The organism is Acinetobacter sp. COS3 (assembly GCF_000475335.1).
Classification (GTDB): domain Bacteria; phylum Pseudomonadota; class Gammaproteobacteria; order Pseudomonadales; family Moraxellaceae; genus Acinetobacter; species Acinetobacter venetianus.
This window is the reverse complement of record NZ_AXCD01000002.1, coordinates 1-24,200: the sequence shown is the minus strand read 5'-3', so window position 1 is coordinate 24,200 and position 24,200 is coordinate 1. Positions and strand designations below refer to the sequence as shown.

At 38.2% G+C, this 24,200-nt stretch carries 21 protein-coding genes; 13 read left to right on the top strand and 8 right to left on the bottom strand.

Annotated features, from left to right (window positions below; translation table 11 throughout):
* Positions 1-39: 39 nt before the first annotated feature.
* Both zigA and IO68_RS18385 read left to right on the top strand, forming a co-directional pair.
* Positions 40-1,263, top strand: coding sequence for a zinc metallochaperone GTPase ZigA (gene zigA / locus IO68_RS18390; RefSeq protein ID WP_023012463.1), 1,224 nt, complete (start codon positions 40-42; stop codon positions 1,261-1,263).
* Between the two features lie 388 nt (positions 1,264-1,651).
* Entirely contained in the window at positions 1,652-4,117 is a 2,466-nt protein-coding gene (locus tag IO68_RS18385) for an acyl-CoA dehydrogenase (protein ID WP_023012462.1), read from the top strand.
* Positions 4,118-4,167: 50 nt separating this feature from the next.
* On the opposite strand, the gene IO68_RS18380 is transcribed toward IO68_RS18385, so the two are convergent.
* Positions 4,168-5,466, bottom strand: coding sequence for a sigma-54 interaction domain-containing protein (locus tag IO68_RS18380; protein ID WP_023012461.1), 1,299 nt, complete (start codon positions 5,464-5,466; stop codon positions 4,168-4,170).
* A 192-nt stretch (positions 5,467-5,658) separates the two neighbouring features.
* Here IO68_RS18380 and IO68_RS18375 point away from each other — a divergent pair, with 192 nt between their 5' ends.
* The 10 genes from IO68_RS18375 (at position 5,659) to IO68_RS18330 (ending at position 16,646) form a co-directional block, all read left to right on the top strand.
* Positions 5,659-6,345, top strand: a complete 687-nt coding sequence (locus IO68_RS18375) for an MBL fold metallo-hydrolase (protein ID WP_023012460.1) — start codon at positions 5,659-5,661, stop codon at positions 6,343-6,345.
* A gap of 12 nt (positions 6,346-6,357) precedes the next feature.
* Positions 6,358-8,013 (top strand): bifunctional protein tyrosine phosphatase family protein/NAD(P)/FAD-dependent oxidoreductase, encoded by a 1,656-nt coding sequence (locus tag IO68_RS18370; RefSeq protein ID WP_023012459.1) that lies wholly within the window; start codon positions 6,358-6,360, stop codon positions 8,011-8,013.
* A gap of 108 nt (positions 8,014-8,121) precedes the next feature.
* On the top strand, positions 8,122-8,931 hold the full coding sequence (locus IO68_RS18365) for a sulfite exporter TauE/SafE family protein (protein WP_023012458.1): 810 nt from the start codon (positions 8,122-8,124) through the stop codon (positions 8,929-8,931).
* Between the two features lie 219 nt (positions 8,932-9,150).
* Positions 9,151-10,140, top strand: coding sequence for an acyl-CoA desaturase (locus IO68_RS18360; protein WP_023012457.1), 990 nt, complete (start codon positions 9,151-9,153; stop codon positions 10,138-10,140).
* Positions 10,137-11,426, top strand: coding sequence for an NAD(P)/FAD-dependent oxidoreductase (locus tag IO68_RS18355; RefSeq protein ID WP_023012456.1), 1,290 nt, complete (start codon positions 10,137-10,139; stop codon positions 11,424-11,426). The genes IO68_RS18360 and IO68_RS18355 overlap by 4 nt, the downstream gene beginning before the upstream one ends.
* A complete protein-coding gene (locus IO68_RS18350) occupies positions 11,426-12,241 on the top strand; it encodes a DUF1365 domain-containing protein (RefSeq protein ID WP_023012455.1) in 816 nt (271 codons plus the stop codon). The genes IO68_RS18355 and IO68_RS18350 overlap by 1 nt, the downstream gene beginning before the upstream one ends.
* Complete coding sequence (locus IO68_RS18345; protein ID WP_031234644.1) at positions 12,216-13,415, top strand: SAM-dependent methyltransferase; 1,200 nt, start codon at positions 12,216-12,218, stop codon at positions 13,413-13,415. Before IO68_RS18350 ends, IO68_RS18345 begins: the two co-directional genes overlap by 26 nt.
* Positions 13,416-13,449: 34 nt before the next feature.
* A complete protein-coding gene (locus IO68_RS18340; RefSeq protein ID WP_023012453.1) occupies positions 13,450-14,229 on the top strand; it encodes a DUF1295 domain-containing protein in 780 nt (259 codons plus the stop codon).
* Between the two features lie 8 nt (positions 14,230-14,237).
* On the top strand, positions 14,238-15,287 hold the full coding sequence (locus IO68_RS18335; protein ID WP_023012452.1) for an SAM-dependent methyltransferase: 1,050 nt from the start codon (positions 14,238-14,240) through the stop codon (positions 15,285-15,287).
* A gap of 30 nt (positions 15,288-15,317) precedes the next feature.
* Positions 15,318-16,646, top strand: coding sequence for a sensor histidine kinase (locus IO68_RS18330; RefSeq protein WP_023012451.1), 1,329 nt, complete (start codon positions 15,318-15,320; stop codon positions 16,644-16,646).
* Here IO68_RS18330 and IO68_RS18325 read toward each other — a convergent pair.
* The 7 genes from IO68_RS18325 to pcaU all read right to left on the bottom strand — a co-directional run bounded on the left by IO68_RS18325 (position 16,643) and on the right by pcaU (position 23,539).
* Positions 16,643-17,338, bottom strand: a complete 696-nt coding sequence (locus IO68_RS18325) for a response regulator transcription factor (protein WP_031234643.1) — start codon at positions 17,336-17,338, stop codon at positions 16,643-16,645. The two genes, IO68_RS18330 and IO68_RS18325, sit on opposite strands and share 4 nt — an antisense overlap.
* A 15-nt stretch (positions 17,339-17,353) precedes the next feature.
* Complete coding sequence (locus tag IO68_RS18320) at positions 17,354-17,830, bottom strand: chalcone isomerase family protein (RefSeq protein ID WP_413540705.1); 477 nt, start codon at positions 17,828-17,830, stop codon at positions 17,354-17,356.
* A 78-nt stretch (positions 17,831-17,908) separates the two neighbouring features.
* Positions 17,909-18,277, bottom strand: coding sequence for a roadblock/LC7 domain-containing protein (locus IO68_RS18315; RefSeq protein ID WP_023012448.1), 369 nt, complete (start codon positions 18,275-18,277; stop codon positions 17,909-17,911).
* Positions 18,278-18,313: 36 nt separating this feature from the next.
* Entirely contained in the window at positions 18,314-18,880 is a 567-nt protein-coding gene (locus tag IO68_RS18310; protein WP_004880320.1) for a nuclear transport factor 2 family protein, read from the bottom strand.
* A 132-nt stretch (positions 18,881-19,012) separates the two neighbouring features.
* The gene (locus IO68_RS18305) at positions 19,013-20,614 is read right to left on the bottom strand and encodes a bifunctional aspartate transaminase/aspartate 4-decarboxylase (protein ID WP_023012447.1); all 1,602 of its coding nucleotides are present in this window, start codon (positions 20,612-20,614) and stop codon (positions 19,013-19,015) included.
* Positions 20,615-20,668: 54 nt separating this feature from the next.
* The gene (gene aspT / locus IO68_RS18300) at positions 20,669-22,354 is read right to left on the bottom strand and encodes an aspartate-alanine antiporter (RefSeq protein WP_023012446.1); all 1,686 of its coding nucleotides are present in this window, start codon (positions 22,352-22,354) and stop codon (positions 20,669-20,671) included.
* Positions 22,355-22,714: 360 nt separating this feature from the next.
* The gene (pcaU, locus tag IO68_RS18295) at positions 22,715-23,539 is read right to left on the bottom strand and encodes an IclR family transcriptional regulator PcaU (protein WP_004880314.1); all 825 of its coding nucleotides are present in this window, start codon (positions 23,537-23,539) and stop codon (positions 22,715-22,717) included.
* Between the two features lie 247 nt (positions 23,540-23,786).
* Here pcaU and IO68_RS18290 point away from each other — a divergent pair.
* On the top strand, positions 23,787-24,200 hold a 414-nt coding region (locus IO68_RS18290; RefSeq protein ID WP_023012445.1), incomplete at its 3' end, for a 3-oxoacid CoA-transferase subunit A.

Below are 24,200 nucleotides of genomic sequence, written 5' to 3'. Positions count from 1 at the left end.
CAAGATGAAATCTAATCCCGTTAAAAAGTGAGAAAGCCAATGAATCATTCTTTAGCCACTCCCGAAAAACTACCAGTAACAGTGCTTTCTGGTTTTTTAGGTGCAGGTAAAACGACTTTACTGAACCATATTTTGAATAATCGTGAAGGCAGAAAAATTGCGGTAATCGTCAACGATATGTCTGATGTCAATATTGATGCGGCATTGGTCAGAGATGGAGGAGCAGAGCTATCCCGAACAGATGAAAAGCTGGTAGAAATGAGCAATGGCTGTATTTGCTGTACTTTAAGAGAGGATCTTTTGATTGAAGTACGCCGTTTAGCGCAAGATCAGCGCTTTGATCAACTGGTGATTGAGTCTACAGGGATTTCAGAACCATTGCCTGTTGCTGAAACATTTACATTTGAAGATGAAAATGGTGTTTCACTCAATGAGTTCGCTCGCTTAGATACTATGGTGACAGTGGTAGATGCCTTTAACTTTTTAAAAGACTATAGCTCAATCGATAGTTTACAAATGCGTGGTGAGTCATTGGGTGATGAGGATCAAAGAAATGTTGTTGATCTATTGATTGATCAAATCGAATTTTGTGATGTGATTATATTAAATAAAGTTGATCTGATTAATGAAGATGAAAAACAAAAGCTGTTTGGAATACTACATTCATTGAATCCACGGGCAAAAATAGAAGTCTCCGAGTTTGGCCAAGTAAATTTAGATCGCGTTTTAAATACTAATTTATTTGATTTTAATGCGGCTGCCCAAGCGCCGGGCTGGCTCAAAGAATTACGCGGTGAACATACACCTGAAACAGAGGAATATGGAATCCAAAGTTTTGTCTATCGAGCAAGAAGACCTTTTCATCCGCAGCGTTTTTTTGATTTTATCAACTCAGAATGGAAAGGGGTAATCCGCTCAAAAGGATTTTTCTGGTTAGCATCTGATCCTGAGTTTGCAGGTTCTTGGTCTCAAGCTGGAGCAATGGCTCGGCATGGTGTCGCAGGTTATTGGTGGGCTGCCGTGCCAGACGAACATTGGCCTGAAGACCCACAGAGTCGAGAAGCGATTAAGAAAAATTGGAATGATCAGACAGGTGATGCGAGACAAGAAATTGTTTTAATCGGTATGGAAATGGATCAAGAGGATCTAATACAACGATTTGATGCTTGTTTGTTGGATGACAATGAAATGTTGCTGGGCGTAGAAACTTGGCAGAATTTTGAGAATCCATTTCACGGTTGGACAGATATGATTGTGAATTAAGATATTTTTAATACCTAGGCATTTTATTAATTATTGTAGAAACATTCTAAAATCAAAGTTTGGAATGTTTCTGTCCACCATTTTCCGACAAATTAACCTTTTGAGGGATATTCTCGTCAAATCTTTCTGTGATCATTAATTTTAATATATATTAAAATAATTTTATTAAACATCTGTTTTATCTATTAAAAATTGAGTATCTGAATTATAAAATATAGTTTCATCTCGATGGGGTTGTGTAATATTTAGTAGCTAAGTCAAATATTAAAAAAACAAACTGTACAATCAAAATTCACTCTTTTTTCACTTATCCACCTCTAAGTTCAAACGTGTAGTAATTCAAATAAATTAATTTTCCTTAGTTCAAGTTGAAAGCAAAGGAGCAACTATGACTCTATTATTGATATTGCTTAGCTTGTTGATTCAGTTTGTAATGTTGTGGGCTGTATTTTATTTCGAACTCAATCGAACAATTGGTAGTATTGTTTCCATCGTTATCGCTATTTTATGTAGTGTATTGATCACGCCGTGGAGTTTATTAGTCGGGCTGCCGATTATTTTAATGAGTGTGATTTTATTAATCCCTGCATTGCGTGAAGCACTGATTAGCCGACCTGCGTTTGATGTGTTATCCAAAGCCATGCCGAGCATGAGTAGCACTGAAAGGGAAGCTTTGGATGCGGGTACTAGTTGGTGGGAAAAAGAGTTATTTATGGGGGCACCAGACTGGCACAAGTTTGATGAATATCCCTATCCAAAACTTTCTGAAGAAGAACAATCCTTTTTAGATAACGAAGTACAACAACTGTGTTCAATGCTGGATGAATGGAAAATTCATCATCAAGATAAAGATTTACCGCCAGAAGTTTGGCAATTTATTAAAGACAACGGCTTTTTAGGCTTAATTATTCCAAAGTCATTTGGTGGTAAAGAATTTACGCCTTTTGCGCAAAGTCGCATTATGAGCAAAATTGCATCACGTTCTTTAACTGCTGCTGTGAGTTGTATGGTGCCGAACTCATTAGGGCCAGGTGAGTTGTTATTGCACTATGGAACAACCGAACAAAAGCAACGCTATTTGCCGGGTTTGGCAGATGGAACGGAGATACCGTGCTTTGGTTTAACCAGCCCAGAAGCGGGTTCGGATGCAGGGGCAATCCCTGATACAGGCGTAGTCTGTTACGGGAACTATCAAGGTCAAGAAGTCCTTGGTTTAAAAATGAATTTCTCGAAACGCTGGATTACGCTTTCGCCTATCGCGACGGTGATTGGTTTGGCGTTCAAACTTTATGATCCTGATGGCTTATTGGGTGATAAAAGTAAATATGAATATGGTATTACCTGTGCATTGATTCCATCAAGCCACGAAGGTATCAAAATTGGCGCTCGACATAATCCGGGCGCACCGTTCATGAATGGTACAGTTGAAGGTAATGACGTCTTCATTCCGATTGATTGGATTATTGGTGGACAGGAGAATGCGGGTAAAGGTTGGCGCATGTTGATGGAGTGTCTGGGTGTTGGTCGTGGGATTTCATTACCAGCCTTGGCGACTGCTGCGGGTGAGATGAGTTATCTGCTAGTCGGTGCATTTGCGAGTGTAAGACAGCAGTTCAAAGTATCTGTCGGACATTTTGAAGGTGTACAAGAAGCGACCAGTGATATTGCAAGTGATGCTTATATGTTGGAAGCATTTAGATATTTAGTCACTTGTGGTTTGAATCAAGGTGGTACGCCTGCGGTAATGACAGCAATGGCAAAATACTATGCCACTGAAACTATGAGAAAAGTCATTAATCATGGTATGGATGTCGTGGGTGGTCGTGCGATTCAACTCGGGCCACGTAATTTCCTTGCATTAACTTATCAATCGATTCCTGTTGCAATCACTGTTGAGGGTGCGAATATTTTAACGCGCTCATTGATGATTTTCGGTCAGGGTTCAATGCGTTGTCATCCTTATCTATTTGAAGAGTTACAATTACTACAATCTGAAAATAAGCAAGCGTCTTTGAAACAGTTCAATCCTTTATTATTCAAACACCTTGCTTATACATTTAATCGTGCAGCAAAAGCAGTTGCTTTTGGTTTTACGGGTGGTTCAGATCAAGCGTCGAAACAAGCAGATGATTTTTCTAAACCCTACTATGCCTTGATTAATCGTTTGAGTGCAGACTTTGCTTTAACTGCGGATATGGCACTTGGGCTTTTGGCTGGTGATTTAAAACGTAAAGAGATGCTGTCTGGGCGTTTAGCAGATATTCATGCACATTTATTTATTGCGACTGCAATTTTAAAGTTCTATGAGCATGGTCTGCGTACTGATGCTGAAAAGAAACATGCAGAGCTTGCATTAAATAAAGCGCTCTACAATGTACAAGAAGCTTTTTATGGTTTTTACGAAAACTTCCCTGTGAAGATTGCAGCATGGTTAGTGAAATTGATTTGTTTCCCATTTGGTCGCCCAATTGATAAGCCATCTGATCAGCTCAAACAAGAAGTTGCACAGTTATTGCTGCGTGAAAATCCGTTTAGAGCAGAGTTGAAGAAGCATGTCTATTACACAACCGAAGCAGATGATGTGATGGGGCGTATGGAGTCGACTTTCCAAATGCTGCTTGAAGTGCAACCGTTATGGGATAAGTTCAAAAAAGCCGAATCTAAAGATCAGTTCAAAGGCTTAGTGTTTGAAGAGCGTGTTGCAAATGCCGTCGAGCTTGGATTTATCACTAGCACTGAAGCTGAGCGAATCTTGCAATATAATGTGAAGCGTTATGACAGTATGCTCACCGATATTTTTGATGAGCATCTGGAACATGATTTACCACTTGAAAATCCACATTTGAAAAGTTGATTGAAGTGGAAACTAAAAAGCGAGTCATTTGGTATGGCTCGCTTTTTTATTCATAAATTAAACTTTTTCCGATAGCGCCAAAGTGTAGTACGGCTCATATCCAAGGCTTTAGCCACTTGATTAAGATCATAATCATATTTGATTAACGCCTTACGAATCATATCTTTATTGATTTTATCTGAACTATGTATATGTTCGGTTGTGTGCATCTTCAAATCAGACGGTATATGTGGATTATCAATAATCTCATCTGGCAAATCACAAAGCTCGATTTCAGATTTTTCATTTGCCATCGTAATGGCATAGAGCAGGGTATTTTTTAATTCACGCACATTCCCCGGCCAGTCGTAATCAATCAAGGCATTTAGTGCATCATTTGATAGTGAGGGAGTATGCTGAAAAATGGTTTGCTGCTCGCTTAAAATGAAGTTTGCAATCAGTGGAATATCTTCTTTGCGATCACGTAAGGGTGGAACAAAAATGGGAATAACACGCAGGCGATAAAGCAAGTCTTGACGGAAACGGCCAAGTTTGGCTTCTTCTCTTAACGCGCGATGCGTCGCGGTAATAATACGGACATTGGCTTTGATTGATTTCTCACCGCCTAAGGGGGTGAATTCCCCAGTTTCTAGTACACGTAGCAGTTTTGCTTGTAACTCTAAGGGAATTTCAGCGATTTCATCTAAAAAAAGTGTTCCACCCGCGGCACGCTCAAAAACACCTTTATGCTCTCGAATTGCGCCTGTAAAAGCACCTTTGACATGCCCAAATAATTCGCTTTCTAAGATATTCACGTTCAAAGCAGCACAGTTAATCGCAATAAAAACCTTATTTTTTCTTTGACTATAGTTATGTATGGCCTGAGCAACCAGCTCTTTACCGCTTCCAGATTCACCACGAACCAATACAGGGAACTCAGTGATTGCAACGCGTTGGATAATTGAAAACATTCGCTGCATTTCAGGTGACTGGCTATGAAATGTTTCCGATAAACTTTGAATGCTTTGCTTTGGCAGTGTTGTTTCAACCTGTTGCAATAGCTGAACCAAGAATAATGTTCCAGTGAAATTTTGATCTGAAACATGAATGTTATGTCGATGACAGAACAATTCGCTGGAGCCATTTGTAGATTTAAAATTAAATTTTCCAGTATCTAATACGTTATTCAATATTTGCTGTTTGCTTAACGCTGAGATAGAAGGATTAAGCCTTGTTGATTTGAACTGATAAATGATAGTCGAATCAGTGTGATCAACGATAAAAAGGGCACAGTCAGTAATGAGCTGCTGCAAATAACCCAAGAAATTTTCCAAATCAACTTGAGTTTTAAAATCAATGAGTTGAGTCATTATGTTTCATTTTATGTTTCACTGTTTGAATTATTGAAACATGAAATGAAAGAAAAGTGAAACGTAGTCTATTCTGAATTTTAAATATTATTTATTAATATATTGTTTTATTTGAATATAATTAAAAATGCAAAGAGTTGGCATCTTGTTTGCAAAATATGAATATAAGCAAGCAGATTGAGATTGATTCTAATGATATTCCATCAATTTTTCGAAAAAGAAAGTTCTACTTATACCTATCTCATTGCATCAGAACAAACGCATGAAGCTGTATTAATTGATCCAGTTGCTTCTGAAATTGAGAGCTATGCGGAAAAGTTAAATGAACATAATTTAACATTGGTATATAGCCTCGATACGCATGTACATGCAGATCATGTCACAGCAGCTAATTTATTAAGAGAAAAATTTGGCTGTAAAACAGTTTTGCATCGTCATTCAGGTGTAGCGTGCGGAGACATTTTTATTACAGATCGTAGTGCTATACGTGTTGGTGAAATCTTAATTGAAGCTCGTTATACACCAGGTCATACCAATGCATGTACCAGTTATGTCGTTGATGGCATGGTATTCACAGGTGATGCACTGTTAATCGATGGTTGTGGTCGCACTGACTTCCAAGAAGGGAGTGCTGAAACTTTATATGACTCTATTCATCAACAGATTTTCACATTGGCTGATGAAACGATTGTGTATCCGGGACATGATTATAAAGGTCGTTTGTCATCGACCGTTGGGTATGAGCGTTTACATAATGCTCGATTAGGGAAAGGTAAATCCAAACAAGATTTTGTACAGATTATGACAAATCTCGATTTACCTTATCCGAAAAAGATTGATATTGCTTTACCTGCTAATAAAGCCTGTGGACAAGCATAAGGAATAAATGACATGGAATTAAAGCGAGTTAATCAAGAGTTTTTTGTTTCGGATCAAATCAGTCAGCAAGATATTGCTGAAATAGCGGCAAAGGGTATTCGAACAATTATTTGTAATCGTCCTGATGGTGAAGGTGCTGATCAGCCTAATATCATTGAGATCCAAGAAGCTGCAATTCAACATGGGATTCAGTTGGAATATTTACCTGTGGTCAGCGGTCGTGTGACTGATGAACAGGCAGTTGAATTCAAAGAACTTTATCAAAAGTCACAAAAGCCACTTTTAGCATTCTGTCGATCTGGTACTCGTTCAATTACTTTGTGGGCGTTGTCACAGGTTGTAGAGCAAAGTCTTGATCAGATGTTGTTGCAAGCCAAAGCACTTGGTTATGATTTGCAAGGTTTAGTGCCTCGTATTCTGAAACAGAACCCTAATCAGTTGAATAATATTCCTACATTTTCTGTAGTGATTGTGGGAGCTGGGGCAGCAGGAATTTCAGTTGCATCGAGTTTACTATCAAGACAGTCAAACTTAGATATTGCAATTATTGATCCAGCAGAGATTCATTATTATCAACCGGGCTGGACGATGGTCGGTGGCGGTATTTTTCCACCTGAAAAAACGGTTCGAACTATGGCGAGTTTGATCCCAAAACAGGTGCATTGGATCAAGGCTGCTGTTGCTGCATTTGACCCAGACAATAAACAGGTTTTATTGGAAGGATGTAAGCCAATCAATTATGAAGCTTTGGTTATCTGCCCCGGATTAAAGTTGAATTGGCATGGCATCGAAGGCTTGGTGGAAACACTGGGTAAAAATGGTGTGACTTCGAATTATCGTTATGATCTTGCACCATATACGTGGCAGTTAGTGAGTAGTATGAAGCAAGGTAAAGCGATTTTTACGCAACCGCCGATGCCAATCAAATGTGCTGGCGCACCGCAGAAAGCCATGTATCTGTCAGCAGATCATTGGCAAAAACAAGGTGTACTCAAAAACATCAATATCGACTTTTATAATACAGGTGGTGTGTTATTTGGTGTGCAAGCGTATGTTCCAGCCTTGATGGAATATATCAAACGCTATAACGCAAATTTGCACTTTAATCATCAGTTAATCAAAGTCGATGGTGTTCAAAAACGTGCTTGGTTTAAGGTGACTGAAGGTGAGAATAGTTCAGTAATTGAAACTGATTTTGATATGTTGCATGTTGTTCCACCACAACAAGCACCTGATTTTATTCGAGCAAGTAATCTTGTCGATGCTACGGGTTGGGTGAGTGTAGATCAACATACCTTGCAGCATACAAAATATCCTTACATCTTTGCCTTGGGCGATGTGATGAATGCACCAAATGCTAAAACTGCCGCTGCTGCCCGTAAACAAGCGCCGATAGTTGCAGTGAATGTTTTACAGTACTTAAAAGGCAGTAATCAGTTCGCTCAATATGATGGTTATGGTTCGTGTCCACTTACGGTCGAGCGTGGGAAAATCGTACTTGCAGAGTTTGGCTATGGCGGAAAGTTATTACCAAGTTTTCCAAAATGGTTCTTGGATGGGCAAAAACCAACTCGTATGGCATGGCTATTAAAAGAGCAAATTCTCCCACCTATGTATTGGGATGGCATGTTGAAAGGGCACGAGTGGCTGGTTAAACCAAAACTCTAGCCCACTTCTCTTAAATCTAAACTCCGTTTCTGCGCTAGCTTTCAATCGAGAGCTAGTGAGGGAAACTCATGCTGAAAAAAGCAATCTATCTCTTATAAGAGGTCTTTTATGGATATGTGGTTATTGGTCTTAGAAGGTCTTGCAATCGGATGCTTACTTGGGCTGACGGGAGCTGGTGGCGGAATCTTGGCTGTTCCTGCACTTATGGCGAGTCAGGGGTGGACGGTTTCACAAGCTGCACCTGTAGGATTACTGGCTGTTACACTCTCTGCATTTGTTGGAAGTATTCAGGGCTTATTTAAAAAAATCGTAAGATACCGCGCTGCGATTTGGATTGCTCTGATTAGTATTCCTTCGGCACGCTATGGTGTTCATCTTGCCAATATCATTTCTCCAGTTTGGTTAAGTCTCGCATTTAGCTTGGTTATGTTGATCGTCGCTTATCGAATCTTTTTTAATAAAGTAAATGATTTAGAAGACCCACCGTGTAAGGTGAATCATAGTACAGGCAAGCTAATTTGGAATGTGAAAACTGCTTCAGTTTTAGGTTTAATCGGTGTAATAGCTGGCTTGCTTACTGGTTTACTCGGTGTTGGTGGGGGCTTTGTGATCGTACCTGCTCTTAGAAAAGCAACTGATTTGGATATGCGAAGTATTGTTGCGACCTCCTTGATGATTATCTTCTTAATCGGCGGTGTCAGTATTTCAATTCATGTACTTGATGGCTTTCAATATCCGCTGATTGTAACTGCAAGTTTTGTATTGGCGTGTATTGTTGGGATGCTAGTCGGTAGAAGATTGATTAGCATGATTGATCTTAAAACGGTACAGAAAATTTTTGCTACGGTTGTGATCAGTGTTGCTGCTTACCTGATGTGGACCAGTCTAGCGACCTTGATTGCAACTCAAATTGCTTAGCTTTTATCGCCAGTAATTGAAAAACAAATAAATAAAATAAAGCCTAGCTCAAGTGAGTTAGGCTTTACTCATTACTACATTTAAATTTATGTTTATTTTGTATTTTTATATTATGATGAAGCACAAGTGACAGACTTGATCGGTTAAAGCTTCACATAAATTTCATATCACTTTTATTAACATGATAACGATAAAAAAATAATGGGTCAGGAAGAATCAATGTTTAAATTTCTTCTGCGATGGGTAGATAGTTGGTCCTTCAAGCAAACTTTAGAGACAAATGAATCTGACATTTCACATCACGTAAAAGACACTCAAATTCAATGGTTGAGAATCATACCGTTTATTTTATTGCATCTGGCATGTCTTGCTGTGTTTTGGGTTGGAGTTTCTTGGTTTGCCGTCATGTTCATGCTGATGTTCTATTTCATCAGAATGTTTGCAATCACTGCTTTTTTTCATCGTTATCTATCGCATAAAACATTTCAAACCTCTCGACCTTTTCAGTTTTTGTTTATCTTAATTGGAACAATGAGTGCCCAACGAGGGCCTTTGTGGTGGGCTGCGCATCATCGCTATCATCATCGTTTTACGGACACCGAACATGATCCCCATTCATCTCATCATGGCTTTTGGTATAGCCATGTGGGGTGGTTTTTAAATGAGCAAAACTTCTCAACTCGAAAAGAAGTCATCAAAGATTGGCTCAAGTTTCCTGAGATTGTTTGGCTCGATCGTTTCAGTTTACCAGTGGTATTGTTCACTGCCTTAGCGATCTATTTATTTGGAAATTGGTTGAATGTTGCTCATCCCAATTTAGGAACATCAGGACCTCAGTTACTGGTTTGGGGGTTTGTGATTTCGACAGTGTTAGTGATCCATGCAACCTTATGCATCAATTCTTTGGCCCATTTATATGGGCGTCGCGATTTCGAAACCAAAGATAACAGCAGAAATAATCTCTTCCTTTCAATTATCACCTTAGGTGAGGGTTGGCATAATAACCATCACTATTATGCAGGGAGTACCCGCCAAGGTTTCTTTTGGTGGCAAATTGATGTTACTTATTATCTATTAAAAATAATGTCTTACACAGGTTTGGTCTGGGGAATAAAACCTGTACCACAACGTATTTACACAGAATATCACCAACAACGTGAAAGCATAAAAATCCACACAACTAAAGTGCAAAGTCGGGAGTCTTCATGAAAATTGCAATTGTAGGCTCAGGTATTTCAGGAATGTATGCGGCATGGAAACTGTCTAAGCATCATCAAATTACTGTCTTTGAAAAAGAAAATTACTTTGGTGGGCATACTGATACGCATGATTTATGGATTGATCATCAGAAAGTTGCTGTTGATAGTGGCTTCATTGTGTTTAATGAATATAACTATCCACTATTTACTGAAATGCTGAATCAATTAGATGTTGAAGCCCAAAATAGTGATATGAGTTTTTCAGTCAATAATTTAGTGACTGGTCTGCAATACAACCCTTCAAAGAAATGGTCATTATTGACTCGACCACAGAATTTTATAAATCCAAATTTTCGAATCATGTTGTCTGATTTGATGCGTTTTTATCAAGAAAATAAAGACATTGATGTGGCTGCTTATGAACCACATTTGACCATTGAAGATTATTTGAATCGTAATGATTATTCTCAAGTTTTTAGAGAAGAACATCTTTATCCAATGTGTGGTGCGTTGTGGTCTAGTCCAGTTGAGCAGGTTGGAAAAATTCCTTATAAATTTGTGGTGAGTTTTTTTCAACATCATCGTATGTTGCAGTTAAAAGAACGTCCACAATGGCAAACTGTGAAAGGCGGTTCAGCAAGTTATATTCAAGCTATTCAAGCACAATGTCCATCCATCCAGTGGAAGCATGGTGCCGTTAAACAAGTCCTCAGAACAGAAGATTCGGTGACGATTGTTTCAGCGCAAGATACAGAGGAATTTGATTGGGTGATTTTTGCCAGTCATGCCGATGATACTTTGAAACTCATTCATCAGCCGAGTGCGGCAGAGCAAGAGATTCTCGGTTGCTTTGATTATCAAGATAATAAAATGGTGGTGCATTGCGATACTTCGATTATGCCGAAACGTAAATCGCAATGGGCAAGTTGGCATGTGCATGTCACTGCTTTAGATGCTACTAAGAAAAATAGTAATAACGATCAAATTCACTATGGTTTTACCTATTGGATGAATAATTTGCAAAATTTAGCGTGTAAGACACAGATTTTTGCAACGCTCAATCCTAATATGCCGATCTCAAGAGGAAAAGTGTACGTAGAACGCCATTATCGTCATCCAGTATTTGATAAAAAAGCGATAGCCGCACAATCAGAGTGGTCTGAAATTAATGGCAGAAATCGTAGCTCTTTTTGTGGTGCTTATTGGGGCTGGGGGTTTCATGAGGATGGAGCGAGAAGTGCTGAACGTGTTGTCGCACAAATCTTAGAGATGGTAGAGCAATTGGAGGTGGCATAATGCATCAACCTTCGCTTGCGATTGCAAAAGCGCATATTAGTCATCGCCGTTTTTTTCCTAAAGCACATGATTTTAAGTCATGTCTGAGCTATTTATATTTTGATCCTGATCAAGTTGAACAACATTTTAAAGAATCTAAACTAAGTTCAACCAAAGCTTGGAATGTTTTAATACTAAATGAGGATGATTTTTTAAAAGGCTACACGGGAAATATTCGGGAAAAAATCAAAAAAATAATTTTGCAGCAAAACGATACGATTTTATCGGCACAATCTTATATTCGAGTCTTGGCATTACCCAGAACCTTAGGTTTTCGCTTTAATTCCGTGGTTTTTTATTTCATTTTCAACACTCGTTATGAACCACAATTTATATTAAGTGAGATCACTAACACGCCGTGGAATGAAACAAAAGTGTATGTGCATGATTGTCGGCAGAAATGTATTGATCATCAGCAATATCAAGGTTTTCAGTTTGATTTTGAAAAGGCATTTCATGTCTCTCCATTTATGCCGATGGATATTCAATATAAGTGGAAATTTAATTTTTCAGATCAACAAAATGTGATTTATATGCAGCTTTATCAGTCCCAAAAGCTGATTTTTGATGCAACGATGCGCTATGAACTAGAGGACATCACAGTTCCTTCACAGCTAAATCGCTATGCTGTTCATCATGTCTTTGAACCTTTTAAGATGTTGGCTTCGATTTATGTACAAGCTTTTCATCTCTGGCGAAAAAAGGTTCCATTTTATCGTCACCCTAAAAAAGATAAGGACTTAGAACAAAATGATGAAAACGCTTATTTTCGGTGAACAAGATTCGTTGCCGTTTGTTTTAAAAAGTCTGATGAAGCTCCGTCATGGCCAAATTCATTTTCGTGGAGAATGGAATGGTTCTGTCGGTGAGGTATCTGATTTAGAAGCAACGATAGACATTCATAATAAAGACCTAATCGAATTGATTTTTAAAAACGGTGTTCTTGGTGCGGCCGAAGGCTATATTCGAGGCTATTGGAGCAGTGAACAGTTGGTCGAGCTGATCCAAATTTTGGCGCGAAACCGTCATGTTTTAGACAAAATTAATCAGAATGTTATTTCTCAAGCCAGCCAAATGATTCTTAAAGCTTGGTATAAAACTAGAAAGAATTCATTAAAGGGTAGTCGTAAAAACATCGCGGAACACTATGACTTAAGTAATGATTTTTTTAAATTGTTTCTTGATTCTTCGATGATGTACTCCAGTGCAGTCTATAAAAATAAAGATATGACATTGGAACAAGCATCTGATTATAAAAAAGAACTTATTTGTCAGAAACTTCAATTAAAACCGATGGATCATTTGGTAGAAATTGGGAGTGGTTGGGGCGGTTTTGCAATTTATGCAGCTCAACATTATGGCTGTAAAGTGACGACGATTACTATTTCGCAAGCGCAATTTGATGAGGCGACTCAGCGTATTGCAGCGGCGGGATTAAGCCATCGCGTAGAAGTTCAGTTAAAAGATTACCGTTTATTAGACGGTCAGTTTGACAAGCTGGTTTCGATAGAAATGATCGAAGCAGTAGGCGAACAATACTTATCAACTTATTTCAATAAATGCCGATCATTGTTAAAACCAAATGGTCTGGGTTTGATTCAAGCCATCACTATCGAAGATGCTCGTTATAAGAAAGCACTTAATACGGTGGACTATATTAAGCGCTATATTTTCCCTGGTAGTTTTATTCCTTGTATTAGTGTGCTCACACAAGCTGCTTCTGAGCAGGGATTACGTTTAAAACATCTTGAAGATATTGGTTTGAGTTATGCAGAAACCATTCATCAATGGCGTGAGCGTTTTTTAGAAGCCAAATCACAGGTTTTAGCTTTAGGTTTTGATGAGAATTTCATTCGCATGTGGGATTTTTATCTTTGTTATTGCGAAGGTGGCTTCAAAGAAGGCGTGATCAGTGATGTACACCTGTTGTTTGAAGCAAGTCCTTATTAATTATAGATAAATTTTAAACATCAAGGAGGCAGTTATGATATGGCAATTGTTTTTACTTGATGTGGTGGTGATGTGCTTATGCTGGTTATGGGCAACAAAAAATCATCGTGCTGGTATTGTCGACGTGGCATGGAGTTTTTGTATTGCGCTCAATATTTTCATTACCGCTTTATGGGGTGAGTTAGCACCGATACAAATTAGATTATTTATTGGTGTTTTGAGCTCGATTTGGTTTTTGAGATTGAGCTGGCATCTATTGCGCCGTTATTTGGCTGAGGATGAGGAAGATCGTCGTTATGCCAACATGCGTAGAGCAATGGGAATATATCAGCATTTGGGCTTTTTTACTTTTTTCATGTTCCAAGCAGGTTTAGCTATTTTATTTAGCATTCCGATGTGGAGCTTATTGAATGTGCCTGAAGCTGCTTGGAGTGTTGAAACGAATGATTATGTGATTATCGCTGGCATGATCATGATGATTGCATTTGTTGGTGAAGTAATTGCAGATCAACAGCTATATCGATTTAAGCAAAATCCAAGCAATCATGGCAAAACCATGGATCAAGGCTTGTGGAGATATTCACGGCATCCAAATTATTTTTTTGAATGGATGCATTGGTTTGCTTATCCGATCTTAGGTCTAGCTGCTGGACTGTATAGCTTATGGATTTATCCGTTATTGATGTGGTTATTTTTGTACTACATCACAGGGATTCCATTCAGTGAACAACAAGCATTAAAAAATCGTGGAAAAAATTATTCCGATTATCAAAAACGCACTTCTATGTTTATTCCGTGGAAGCCCAAACAGTAGGTACGCTCATGGACTTTATTATTCATAAATCATTAAAACTTGTTGAAAGTGGTTTGGTGCCAGATCAAGCGATTCGTGCAGCCATACGCGCGTTGAGTAAAAAACGCCTGATTCAGGAAGGACGCTATGATCCTGAACAAGGTGCTCAGCGCTATATGGATGTGCTCAACATGCTGAAGCACAGTGAAATTGCCATCGAAACTGACAAAGCCAATGAACAGCACTATGAGCTGCCAACGGCTTTTTTTCAGGCTGTTTTAGGAAAGCGACTAAAATATAGTGCGTGCTTTTTTCCGCACGTCAAAACATCACTAGATGAGGCAGAAGAATTTGCACTCAGAATCTATAGTGATCGTGCTCAATTAACCGATGGTCAATCGATTCTAGAATTAGGTTGCGGCTGGGGTTCATTGACATTATGGATGGCTGAGCAATATCCCAACGCAAAAATATCCGCAGTTTCAAACTCAGCAACGCAACGTCAGCACATTTTGGCGGAAGCAGAAAAGCGTGGTTTGAATAATGTTGATGTGTTGACCTGTGACGTGAATGTACTGGAGTTACAGGAAAATTCTTTCGATCGGGTCGTTTCGGTTGAAATGTTTGAGCATGTCAGAAACTATCAACGGCTATTTGCCAAAATACAATCGTGGTTAAAGGCAGATGGTTTGTTATGGTGTCATATTTTTTGCCATCGTTTTTTACATTATCCATTTGAAATAAAAAGTGAATATGACTGGATGTCACGCTATTTCTTTACAGGCGGATTAATGCCAGCGACGTCAACCTTTTTGCATTTTCAGGAACACTTAGAACTTGAACGGCATTGGCAGTGGTCAGGCACACATTATGAAAAAACAGCAAATGCTTGGTTGGAAAATATGGATCGAAACAGTGAGCAATTAAAGCCATTGTTTGAACAAGTTTATGGCCAAGACGCTGAAGCATGGTGGCAACGTTGGCGTATTTTCTTTATGGCTTGTGCTGAATTGTTTGGTTTTGAACAAGGTCAGGAGTGGGTCGTCGGACACTTCCTGTTCAAAAAGAAAACAGTATAATTAAAATAGATTCTATTGAACGGTCAACCTATGTTGAAAAGCAAAAATAATGAGACAAGTACACATCCACTCACGGAGATGTTTAATCGTCATTATTGGCTGCAAATTGGGTTGATCGCACTTTCGATTATCATCGGTATTGCTTGTAGTGCATGGGTAATCAAAGGTTCGTTACTTAAAACTGCCCTTGAACAAGAGATGGAACATTATTGGATGCGAGTTGATCGTAATCCTAATGCAGATTTACCAGATACTAAAAATCTGTATGGTTATCGTTGGGAAACACAAACCCCGCCGCCAGCATTTAAAAATCAAGTATTACAGCAAGGCGTACATCGAATTTTTGTCGATGGTAAAGAGCGGATGACGGTTTACGGTGAGCGAAAAGGGCAACATGTGCTGCTGGTGTTCGGCGAAAGTAATGTCAATAAAATCGTCTGGATGTTTGGTCTTGCACCACTCATGTTTAGTTTGATTGTTCTGTACAGTTTTTTATGGTGGTCGAATCGCAGAGCGCGTCGCTATTTTTCTCCAATCACGCGTTTGGCAAATGCTTTAGAACATATTGATTGGGCACATCAAAATAAAGAAGCCTCGCCATTTTTAGGTATAAATACCAATGGCAATATGGAGGCTGAGTATCTAAAACAGGCTTTAGAAAAATATCATCAAGTGCTGAGCGAGTTTATTAATCGTGAAAGAGAATTTACAGGTGACGTGAGCCATGAGTTACGCACACCTTTAACCATTCTCAAAGGTAATGTGCAGCTTTGTCAGGCACGATATGGCCATGATAAATCATTGAATCGCATTTCAAATACCATTGAAGATATGCAGCTTTTGGTTGATACCTTATTAGCAATCGCTAGAAATACCACCAATACGTTGACTGCTGAACAGATGCTACTGTCGAGCATTATTCAAGATTTAGTGAATGATTTAGAACCCGTGAGTCAAACCAAAGGAATGGAAATCAAGGTGCAATATGATCCACATGAGTTTCCGCGATTGATTCATCCTTCGATGACTAAAATGGTTTTAAGTAATATCCTACGAAATGCACTGAATTATTCTCAAGGTACAGATATTCATATCATTCAACGCAAGAATAGTATTGTTATCGCAGACAATGGGATTGGCATTACTATGCCGAATGATTCTAAAGTTCAGGAATTGAGCACTTCTCAATTACAACTGACGGCAAAAGGTCATGGAATAGGATTACAACTGGTACAAAAACTCTGTAATCAGTTAGGGTGGAGAGTTGAATTGTTTGATCGACAATATTATTTAAATACACATCCACATCTAAGACTCGAAAATACCACTGGTCTTATCGTGGTTGTGTATCTGAATTAATGAGCTTCAGTATCGAAAGCAACCTTAAGCCCGACACCTGAAATGGTGTGAATTAATTTTTCTTCAAATGGCTTATCGACCATTTTTCTTAAATTATAAATATGACTGCGTAACGCATCACTTTCAGGTTCTTCATCACCCCAAAGTTCGATAATAATTTCTTGTTTTGTAATTACTTTTGGCGAGTTTCTCATCAAAATTTTAAGTAATTTGAATTGAATACGCGGTAATTCTATAGTTTGACCAGCACGGGTTACAGTTTGAGTTGAACTGTCTAGAATAAGATCATGAATTTGGATTTTACTGGATGATACTTCGCCCAATGAACGTTTGATCAAAGCTTTAACACGCATTACAAGTTCATTAAAATCAAAAGGTTTGACTAAATAATCATCTGTGCCAGCACTAAAGCCCTTTAATTTGTCATCCAAGGTATCTCGTGCCGTGAGCATTAAAATAGGAATGTCTTTACCTTGATCCGTTCTAAGCCATTCGCATAAATCATATCCAGAACCATCAGGTAGATTAATATCAAGTAATAGGAGATGGTAGGGCTGAGTTTTTAGAAAATTACGTGCTGCATCTAAATTACGTGCATGATCAATGACGAAACCATGTTCCTCTAAAAATTCGCAAACCGTCGCGGCAAGTTCGTAATGGTCTTCGACCATAAGAATAAATTGATTGCTCATAATCGTTTGATCAAGTTATTGATTTAGTAGTTGTTGCTTTAATTTAGCATTAAATGGAGAACTACCAAACCATATTTTAAAGTATTGATTGGCTTGTTGATCGGTAATTGAACCTAATGGTTTTTGGTTGAGAGAAAGACTTAATGTTTTATTGAGCTGATTATAATTTAATGAATATAAATCACCTTTTTTTACAGGCTTATATAATTCAGTAATTTGATTTAGAGCGGAATTATTAGAAAAATTGGCCACATTCTTTTTCAGGAAATGTGTTGCAGCCCGTTTAAATGCCCATTCTGGAATATTCTGAGTATAAGCGAAATCTAGGCGAATATTTTGATTTTCCCAATTTTGATGGCAGTTCTCTGCATAATAACTGACTGAACCCACATTTTTACTCGTTACTAAAAGGGGAGCTGTTTTGCAGATTTGAATATTTGCGTGTGCAAATTTAATCGGTATGAGAACAAATAAAATACTTAACCTAGTCATTATCAAAATTAAATGAGTATTCATTCACCACCTCAATATTTTCTGCCTATTTGGTTATAGCAGTTTTAACCTTCAGATTTAATAGGTATAGAAATTTAAATTACGTTCTAGTTTTTGAATTTCATGACGTGCATAGCCTAAATTCGTATGCTCACGATCTAAAACCGCATATAAAAACAGGCCATGGTTGGTTTCTAGCGGTGTAATGATGTGATACTGATTATCAGTACTCATCAAAACACTTTCTAGAAAATCATCTGGATCAATTTCATTCATTAATTGCTTTTGGTAATTAAATAAATTTGCGCCTTCAGCAGCGGCAAGATCAATATTAAAGAACTCATCACCAATCGTTTCTAAAATAGAACCATCGAAGGTATCGACCAAAGCTAAAACAATTAAACCTTCAATTTTATTTAATCGTTTTAATAATGAATGATTGTCCATAATTTATTCTGCACTTTTTTGTGGCTGAATTTTATACTATTTCTTGAACGGTAAGGTCAAAGAATAGCCACTTCCGACATATGGCAGTGAGCGGTATAAACCGTTTGCAGGATCCCAAAAATCTTGTTGAAAGATAATTAGTTTTTGCTCATTAATTTTGATTTGGCTAATACCATACGAAGACATGGTTTTTGTCCGACCAAACATTTTAAAGTCATAGACCATGTGCCAATGGATATATGCAGAGTCTTGTTTATGAGTCGCACTTATTAATGTCACTGAAACATTGCTGACGTGTTCATTCATACCTTCAAAATGTTTAATGAGATCCTGTTTATTTGAGAATTGGGAAAGTGTGTCATTGATAAATAATTGATCGGCATAAAGTTGACTGGCATTTTTGACAAAATTTTCAGTTCCCATCGTATTGAAAGCTGCAACAAAGTTTTGACCAATTTTTTGAGCTTGTTGATCATCTAACATGATTCCCGTAATTTCTTTTTTAGCTTTTTCATAATCAGCGGTGTAACTCGGTACACTTTTACAAGCAGCCAAAGAAAGTAAGGTCAGTGTCGAGACTGCGAGCGTTCTGAGCAATTTCATGTTGATGATCTCATTCCATTTTAGATTTATCTTAAAAGTTGGAATGTGAATGTGATGTGAACTGCTTTTTTGAGATACATACAAAAAATAAAGCCACTAAATTGTGGCTTTATTTCGATCGACAGGAAAAGCTTATTTTTTGCCTTTCTTAGTTTTTAGGTATTCTTGGTAGGATTCTTCAGCAAAGCGTCTTAAAGAATCACCAATCGCTGCATATTGGTATTCATTCAAGTTTGCTAAAGATGCGCGAGCAGAAGGGTGCAGAACGCCGAAACCTGATCCAGGAAGTAAAACCACACCTGTTTCATCAGCTACACGGAATAATAGCTCGGTCGGATTTTTATTTTTCATGACCCAATCGGCAAACTCATCACCATATAACGTGCGAGACGTATTTTCCAGATTTACTAAAGTATAGTAATCAACGGCATTTGGATCTTGAGGAACTTCTACGCCAAGTTGTCGATATAGTGCAGCATCACGTTCACGTACAACAGATTTAACAGCTTTCTTATAATTTTGACGTGAATCCATCATATTGAATAATGCAAATAGCACCATTTGGACTTGTTGCGGTGTCGATAAGCCTGCCGTGTGGTTCAATGCCACATTTCGGCTATCTGCGACCAAACGATCAATAAACTTAATACTTGAAGGATCTGTTGTGAGTGAAGAATAACGCTCTTCCAACTCTTTTTTATCTTTCTTCGATAATGCTGCAAGCTTCTTATCAAGAATATTATTGTTGGTGAGCGCGATCACACCTAAACGCCAGCCTGTAGCACCGAAATATTTTGAGAACGAATAAACAAGGATGGTATTGTCAGGACAGATTGCAAATAAAGATTTGAAGTTATCTGCAAAAGTACCATAAACATCATCTGTTAAAATCAACAAATCGGGGCGCTTTTTAACGATATCAGCCAAGATTGCTAGCCCTTCATCACTCATTTTTACTGAAGGAGGGTTACTTGGGTTCACCAAGAAGAATGCTTTAATTGAAGGATCTTCTAATTTTCTCAGTTCTGACTCTGGATATTGCCAGCCGAGCTTAGGATCAGCTTCAATAAATACTTCTTCAAGTTGATAGTCGTTGAGCTTTGGAATTTCTAAATATGGCGTAAAAATCGGTGTTCCGATTGCAATACGATCGCCATTTGAAATGATTTTATTTTCTTTCAATGAGTTGAAAATATAGGCCATCGCTGCTGTTCCACCTTCAACAGCAAACAAGTCAAGGTTTTGCTTGGCCATACCTTGTACGCCCATTTCACGCAGAACATACTCTTTAATAATCGTTTCACTGATACGTAGCATTCGGTCTGGAACTGGATAGTTACAACCTAAAATTCCTTCAACCATTTCAAGTAAGAAAGCATCAGGATCTAAACCAAGTTGATCCCGAACATAAGAAACAGCTTTTCCTAAGAAAATAACACCTTGTTTATCTTGATTCTGCATCACAAAGTTATCAAAGCGTGATTGCAAACCTACAGGTCGTGGATATCCACCAAGACCTTCTGGCATATAAGAAAAAGAGAACTCTGATTCTGTGGTTGAAAATAAACCAAGTTGGAAAAAAGCTCGACGGGGGATCGTTGCTAAGAAATTTGGATTTCCTCGACCTGCATTGAGCATAAGGCGATCGGTTCTACTTTGTGCTAACTCAATGAGATTATCTTTTAGCTCGAATGGACTCAGTTTTGAATATTTTGTGTAATCAACGTTCCCCATGGGAAGTCTCCTTAATTATACTGAAGCGATTAAAATGTTTATAACTGTTAGTTTTTAGGCTAAGCCCACAATTAATGGACCTAACAAAGTAAGAAATACATTTGCAAGGGCATAGGTGATCGCGAAAGGAACAGTTGGAATAGAGTTACCAGCTTTATCTAAGACGCCACCAAATGCAGGATTGGCACTTCTTGAACCAGATAGCGCACCCGCCATAACCGCGACATTGTCATAGCGCAAAACATAACGAGCAAAAAGCATAGAGAGGATAAGCGGAACGAGTGTAACAACGACTCCGATCATGAAAAGCGATAAGCCACTTTCTTTGATTGTTTGGATGGCTTGTAAGCCCGATTGCAGACCAACAGCCGCGACGAAGCCTGCTAGCCCGAGATCTTTTAACAGTTGTGAAGCTGCTAATGGCATATTGCCATGTACTTGATTTCGACTACGTAACCATCCAAATAAAAGACCAGATAGTAATGCACCACCACCTGCACCGAGCGTGAGGGGAACACCACCAATTCGAACAACAAATAAGCCAACAATGAGACCGACCACTAAGCCAGCACCATGAAAAATCCAATCGGTTTTTAAGCTTTCAGGCAGTGCTTTACCTGCCTCTTTGACTAAACGATCTAAATCACTTTTTGTGCCGTAAACGGTGATCAAATCACCTTGTTTCAAAATGGTATCGTCACTCAATGTTTGAGATTCATCATTACGTTTGATTGCAAGTACATAGATGCCATGTTTCAAATAATCGGGTGTATTGGCTTTAATATCTCCCAATGTTCGATTTATGTATTTTGAATTTCTTAAAATCACATCTGAGGTATCCATAATCATCTCCATACCTTGAGATGATTGAAGTTCAGTACCAATATGCTCCGAGATTGAAACGACACTTGCACGACGACCAACAATTAAAATGACATCATCGGTTTGTAAGGTCACTTCAGGCGCAACATCAATAAACTGATCTTTCCGCTTAAGTTGTTCGACTGTGATACTCGGTTGTATTTTTTCAAGTTCAGCGATTGCAATACCATTGGCTTGCTTTACTTTGTAAATACGACCAACGATTTCAGGCATAGCTAATTCTTGACCTGGAGCAAGCTCGAAAGCACCTTTTAAACGTTCTGACTGCGCTTTTAATGCATCATCATGAATTTCTCGCCCCATAAATTTAGGTAAGATATTCACACAGATGATGATGGCGCCAAGTGAACCAAAGATGTAAGTCACTGCGTAACCGATCGCTACATTTGCCTGTAGTTTTTGGATTTCAGCAAGAGGGAGGTCTAGACGAGAAATCGCATCACCCGCTGTACCAATGATAGCTGACTGAGTCATCCCTCCAGCGGCCAGACCTGCCGCTAAGCCTTTATCTAAGTTAAAGATTTTAGCCATCACAAGTACGGTAATAAGCCCACAAACTGCCATGAATACCGCGAGTAGAATTTCTTTAATGGATTGAGGGCCTAGCGATTTGAAAAATTGTGGGCCACTTTCAAAACCAACTGCATAAATAAACAGTGCAAACAAAATTGCTTTAACACCATTATCAACAGGTACACCAATTAGACTCAGTACCACTGCAACTAGGAGTGAACCAGCAACACCGCCGAACTGAAATTTTCCAAATTGAAACTGACCAATCCAGAAGCCAATCGCTAGAGATAGGAATAGTAATATTTCGGGGCTATGTTTCAATTCACTCTGTAACCATTCAATCATTTTTATATCTCTCTTTTATTGTTTGGTATAACTTTGAGTATGAAATTTATTTATTTTTCATGTGCATTTTAAAATACTATGCATCAATAATAAGAGCAAATATATTGATTTTATTGAGTAAATTACTTGGATTAATATAATGTAATGATTTAAATAAAATTATTATCATTGCATTTGATTTGTATCATTTAGAAATAAGTTTTTTAACGAAAAGTAAAATAAACTTACTCAATGAAACAATTATTTGGAAACTTAAAAGACGTGGCTAACATCTAAAATAAATTTGGTTTAAAAGCGACTAAAACATAAATGTCTATAAGTACGAGCAGAGAAAAAATATCTATTTTGAAATAACTCTATCTAAACAACCTGTCTTAAATCACGTGCTGTTTCTAGTAATAATGGCAAAATATGAGTGATGAGATAATCTTTTGTTGTACGCATGGTAGGTGAAACAATATTTAGGGCAGCAACGACATCGGCATTTGCATCATAAATCGGTACTGCAACAGCATGTACGCCCAATTCATGTTCTTCACATGAATAACACCAATCCTGTTCTTTAATTTCATGTAATAACTTTAAAAAAATTTCACTCTCAGTATGCGTATATTTGGTTAAACGTTTAAGTGGATATTTTTCTAACCATTGTTTTTGTGCTTCGTCATCTAGATGGGCAAGCAGAATTTTTCCAGCAGAAGTCGCATGGGCAGGTAAGCGATTACCTAAGTGCAATCCATATGGATTTACTCTGTCTGTTTGTTGGTGTGCTGCACTTCGCGCTATCGTAATTGCTTCATAACCATCTAAAACCATAACTGAATAGATGAGTGAGGTTTGATTAGTAAGTAGATTTAATAAAGGCTGGCAAATTTTTGGTAGTGGAGAGCCATCTAAATAAGCACCTGAAAATTTTAGAATTTTAGGGGTTAAATAATAATAATGGCCATCAAAATCCAAATAACCTAAATATTCCAAGGTCAGTAAATGCCGTCTTGCAGCCGCACGTGTCATGCCTGTTTTTTCAGCGGCAGTGCTCATGTTTAAGCGATGTCGTTCAGGTCCAAAACATTCCAAAATCGCCAAGCCTTTTGAGATTCCTGCAATAAAGTCTTCATGACGAATCGTTTTTTTATTTTCAGAATGATGAATCAATTTTGGCTCTTTATTCTGATCATTTTCCATAATGTGCTCTTTCATTCAAAAATCATTTTCTAAAATTGATTCTAATCCAAACACGACTGTTTCACTTGGATAATGTTCGATCATCGAACATAAAAAATAATAATCGAACAAAATGAACTTTGTGCTGTAGAACTCTAACGAAAACTTATCAAGAATAAATATTAGAAATCCGAACAAAATACTCAGTTTAATTTCATCGGGTTTCAGGATGAAAAATTGAGTAATTCATAGTACAGGAAGTAGTCAGATGATTGATAAGAGTAACACCTCATTGACCGAGGTTCTATCCCAAATCCAAGATGGCTCAACCATCATGATAGGAGGTTTTGGAACAGCAGGACAACCCGCTGAACTTATCGATGGTCTGATTGAACTGGGCGTGAAAGAGCTTGTGATTGTCAATAACAATGCAGGCAATGGCGATTATGGTTTGGCAAAACTGCTAAAAACAGGTGCTGTTCGTAAAATCATTTGTTCTTTCCCACGTCAGTCTGATTCATGGGTATTTGATGAACTGTACCATGCAGGCAAGATTGAATTAGAGCTTGTCCCGCAAGGCAATCTCGCTTGCCGTATCCAAGCTGCTGGTATGGGTTTAGGTGCGGTATTTACCCCTACTGGTTTTGGTACGTTATTGGCGGAAGGCAAAGAAACCCGTCAT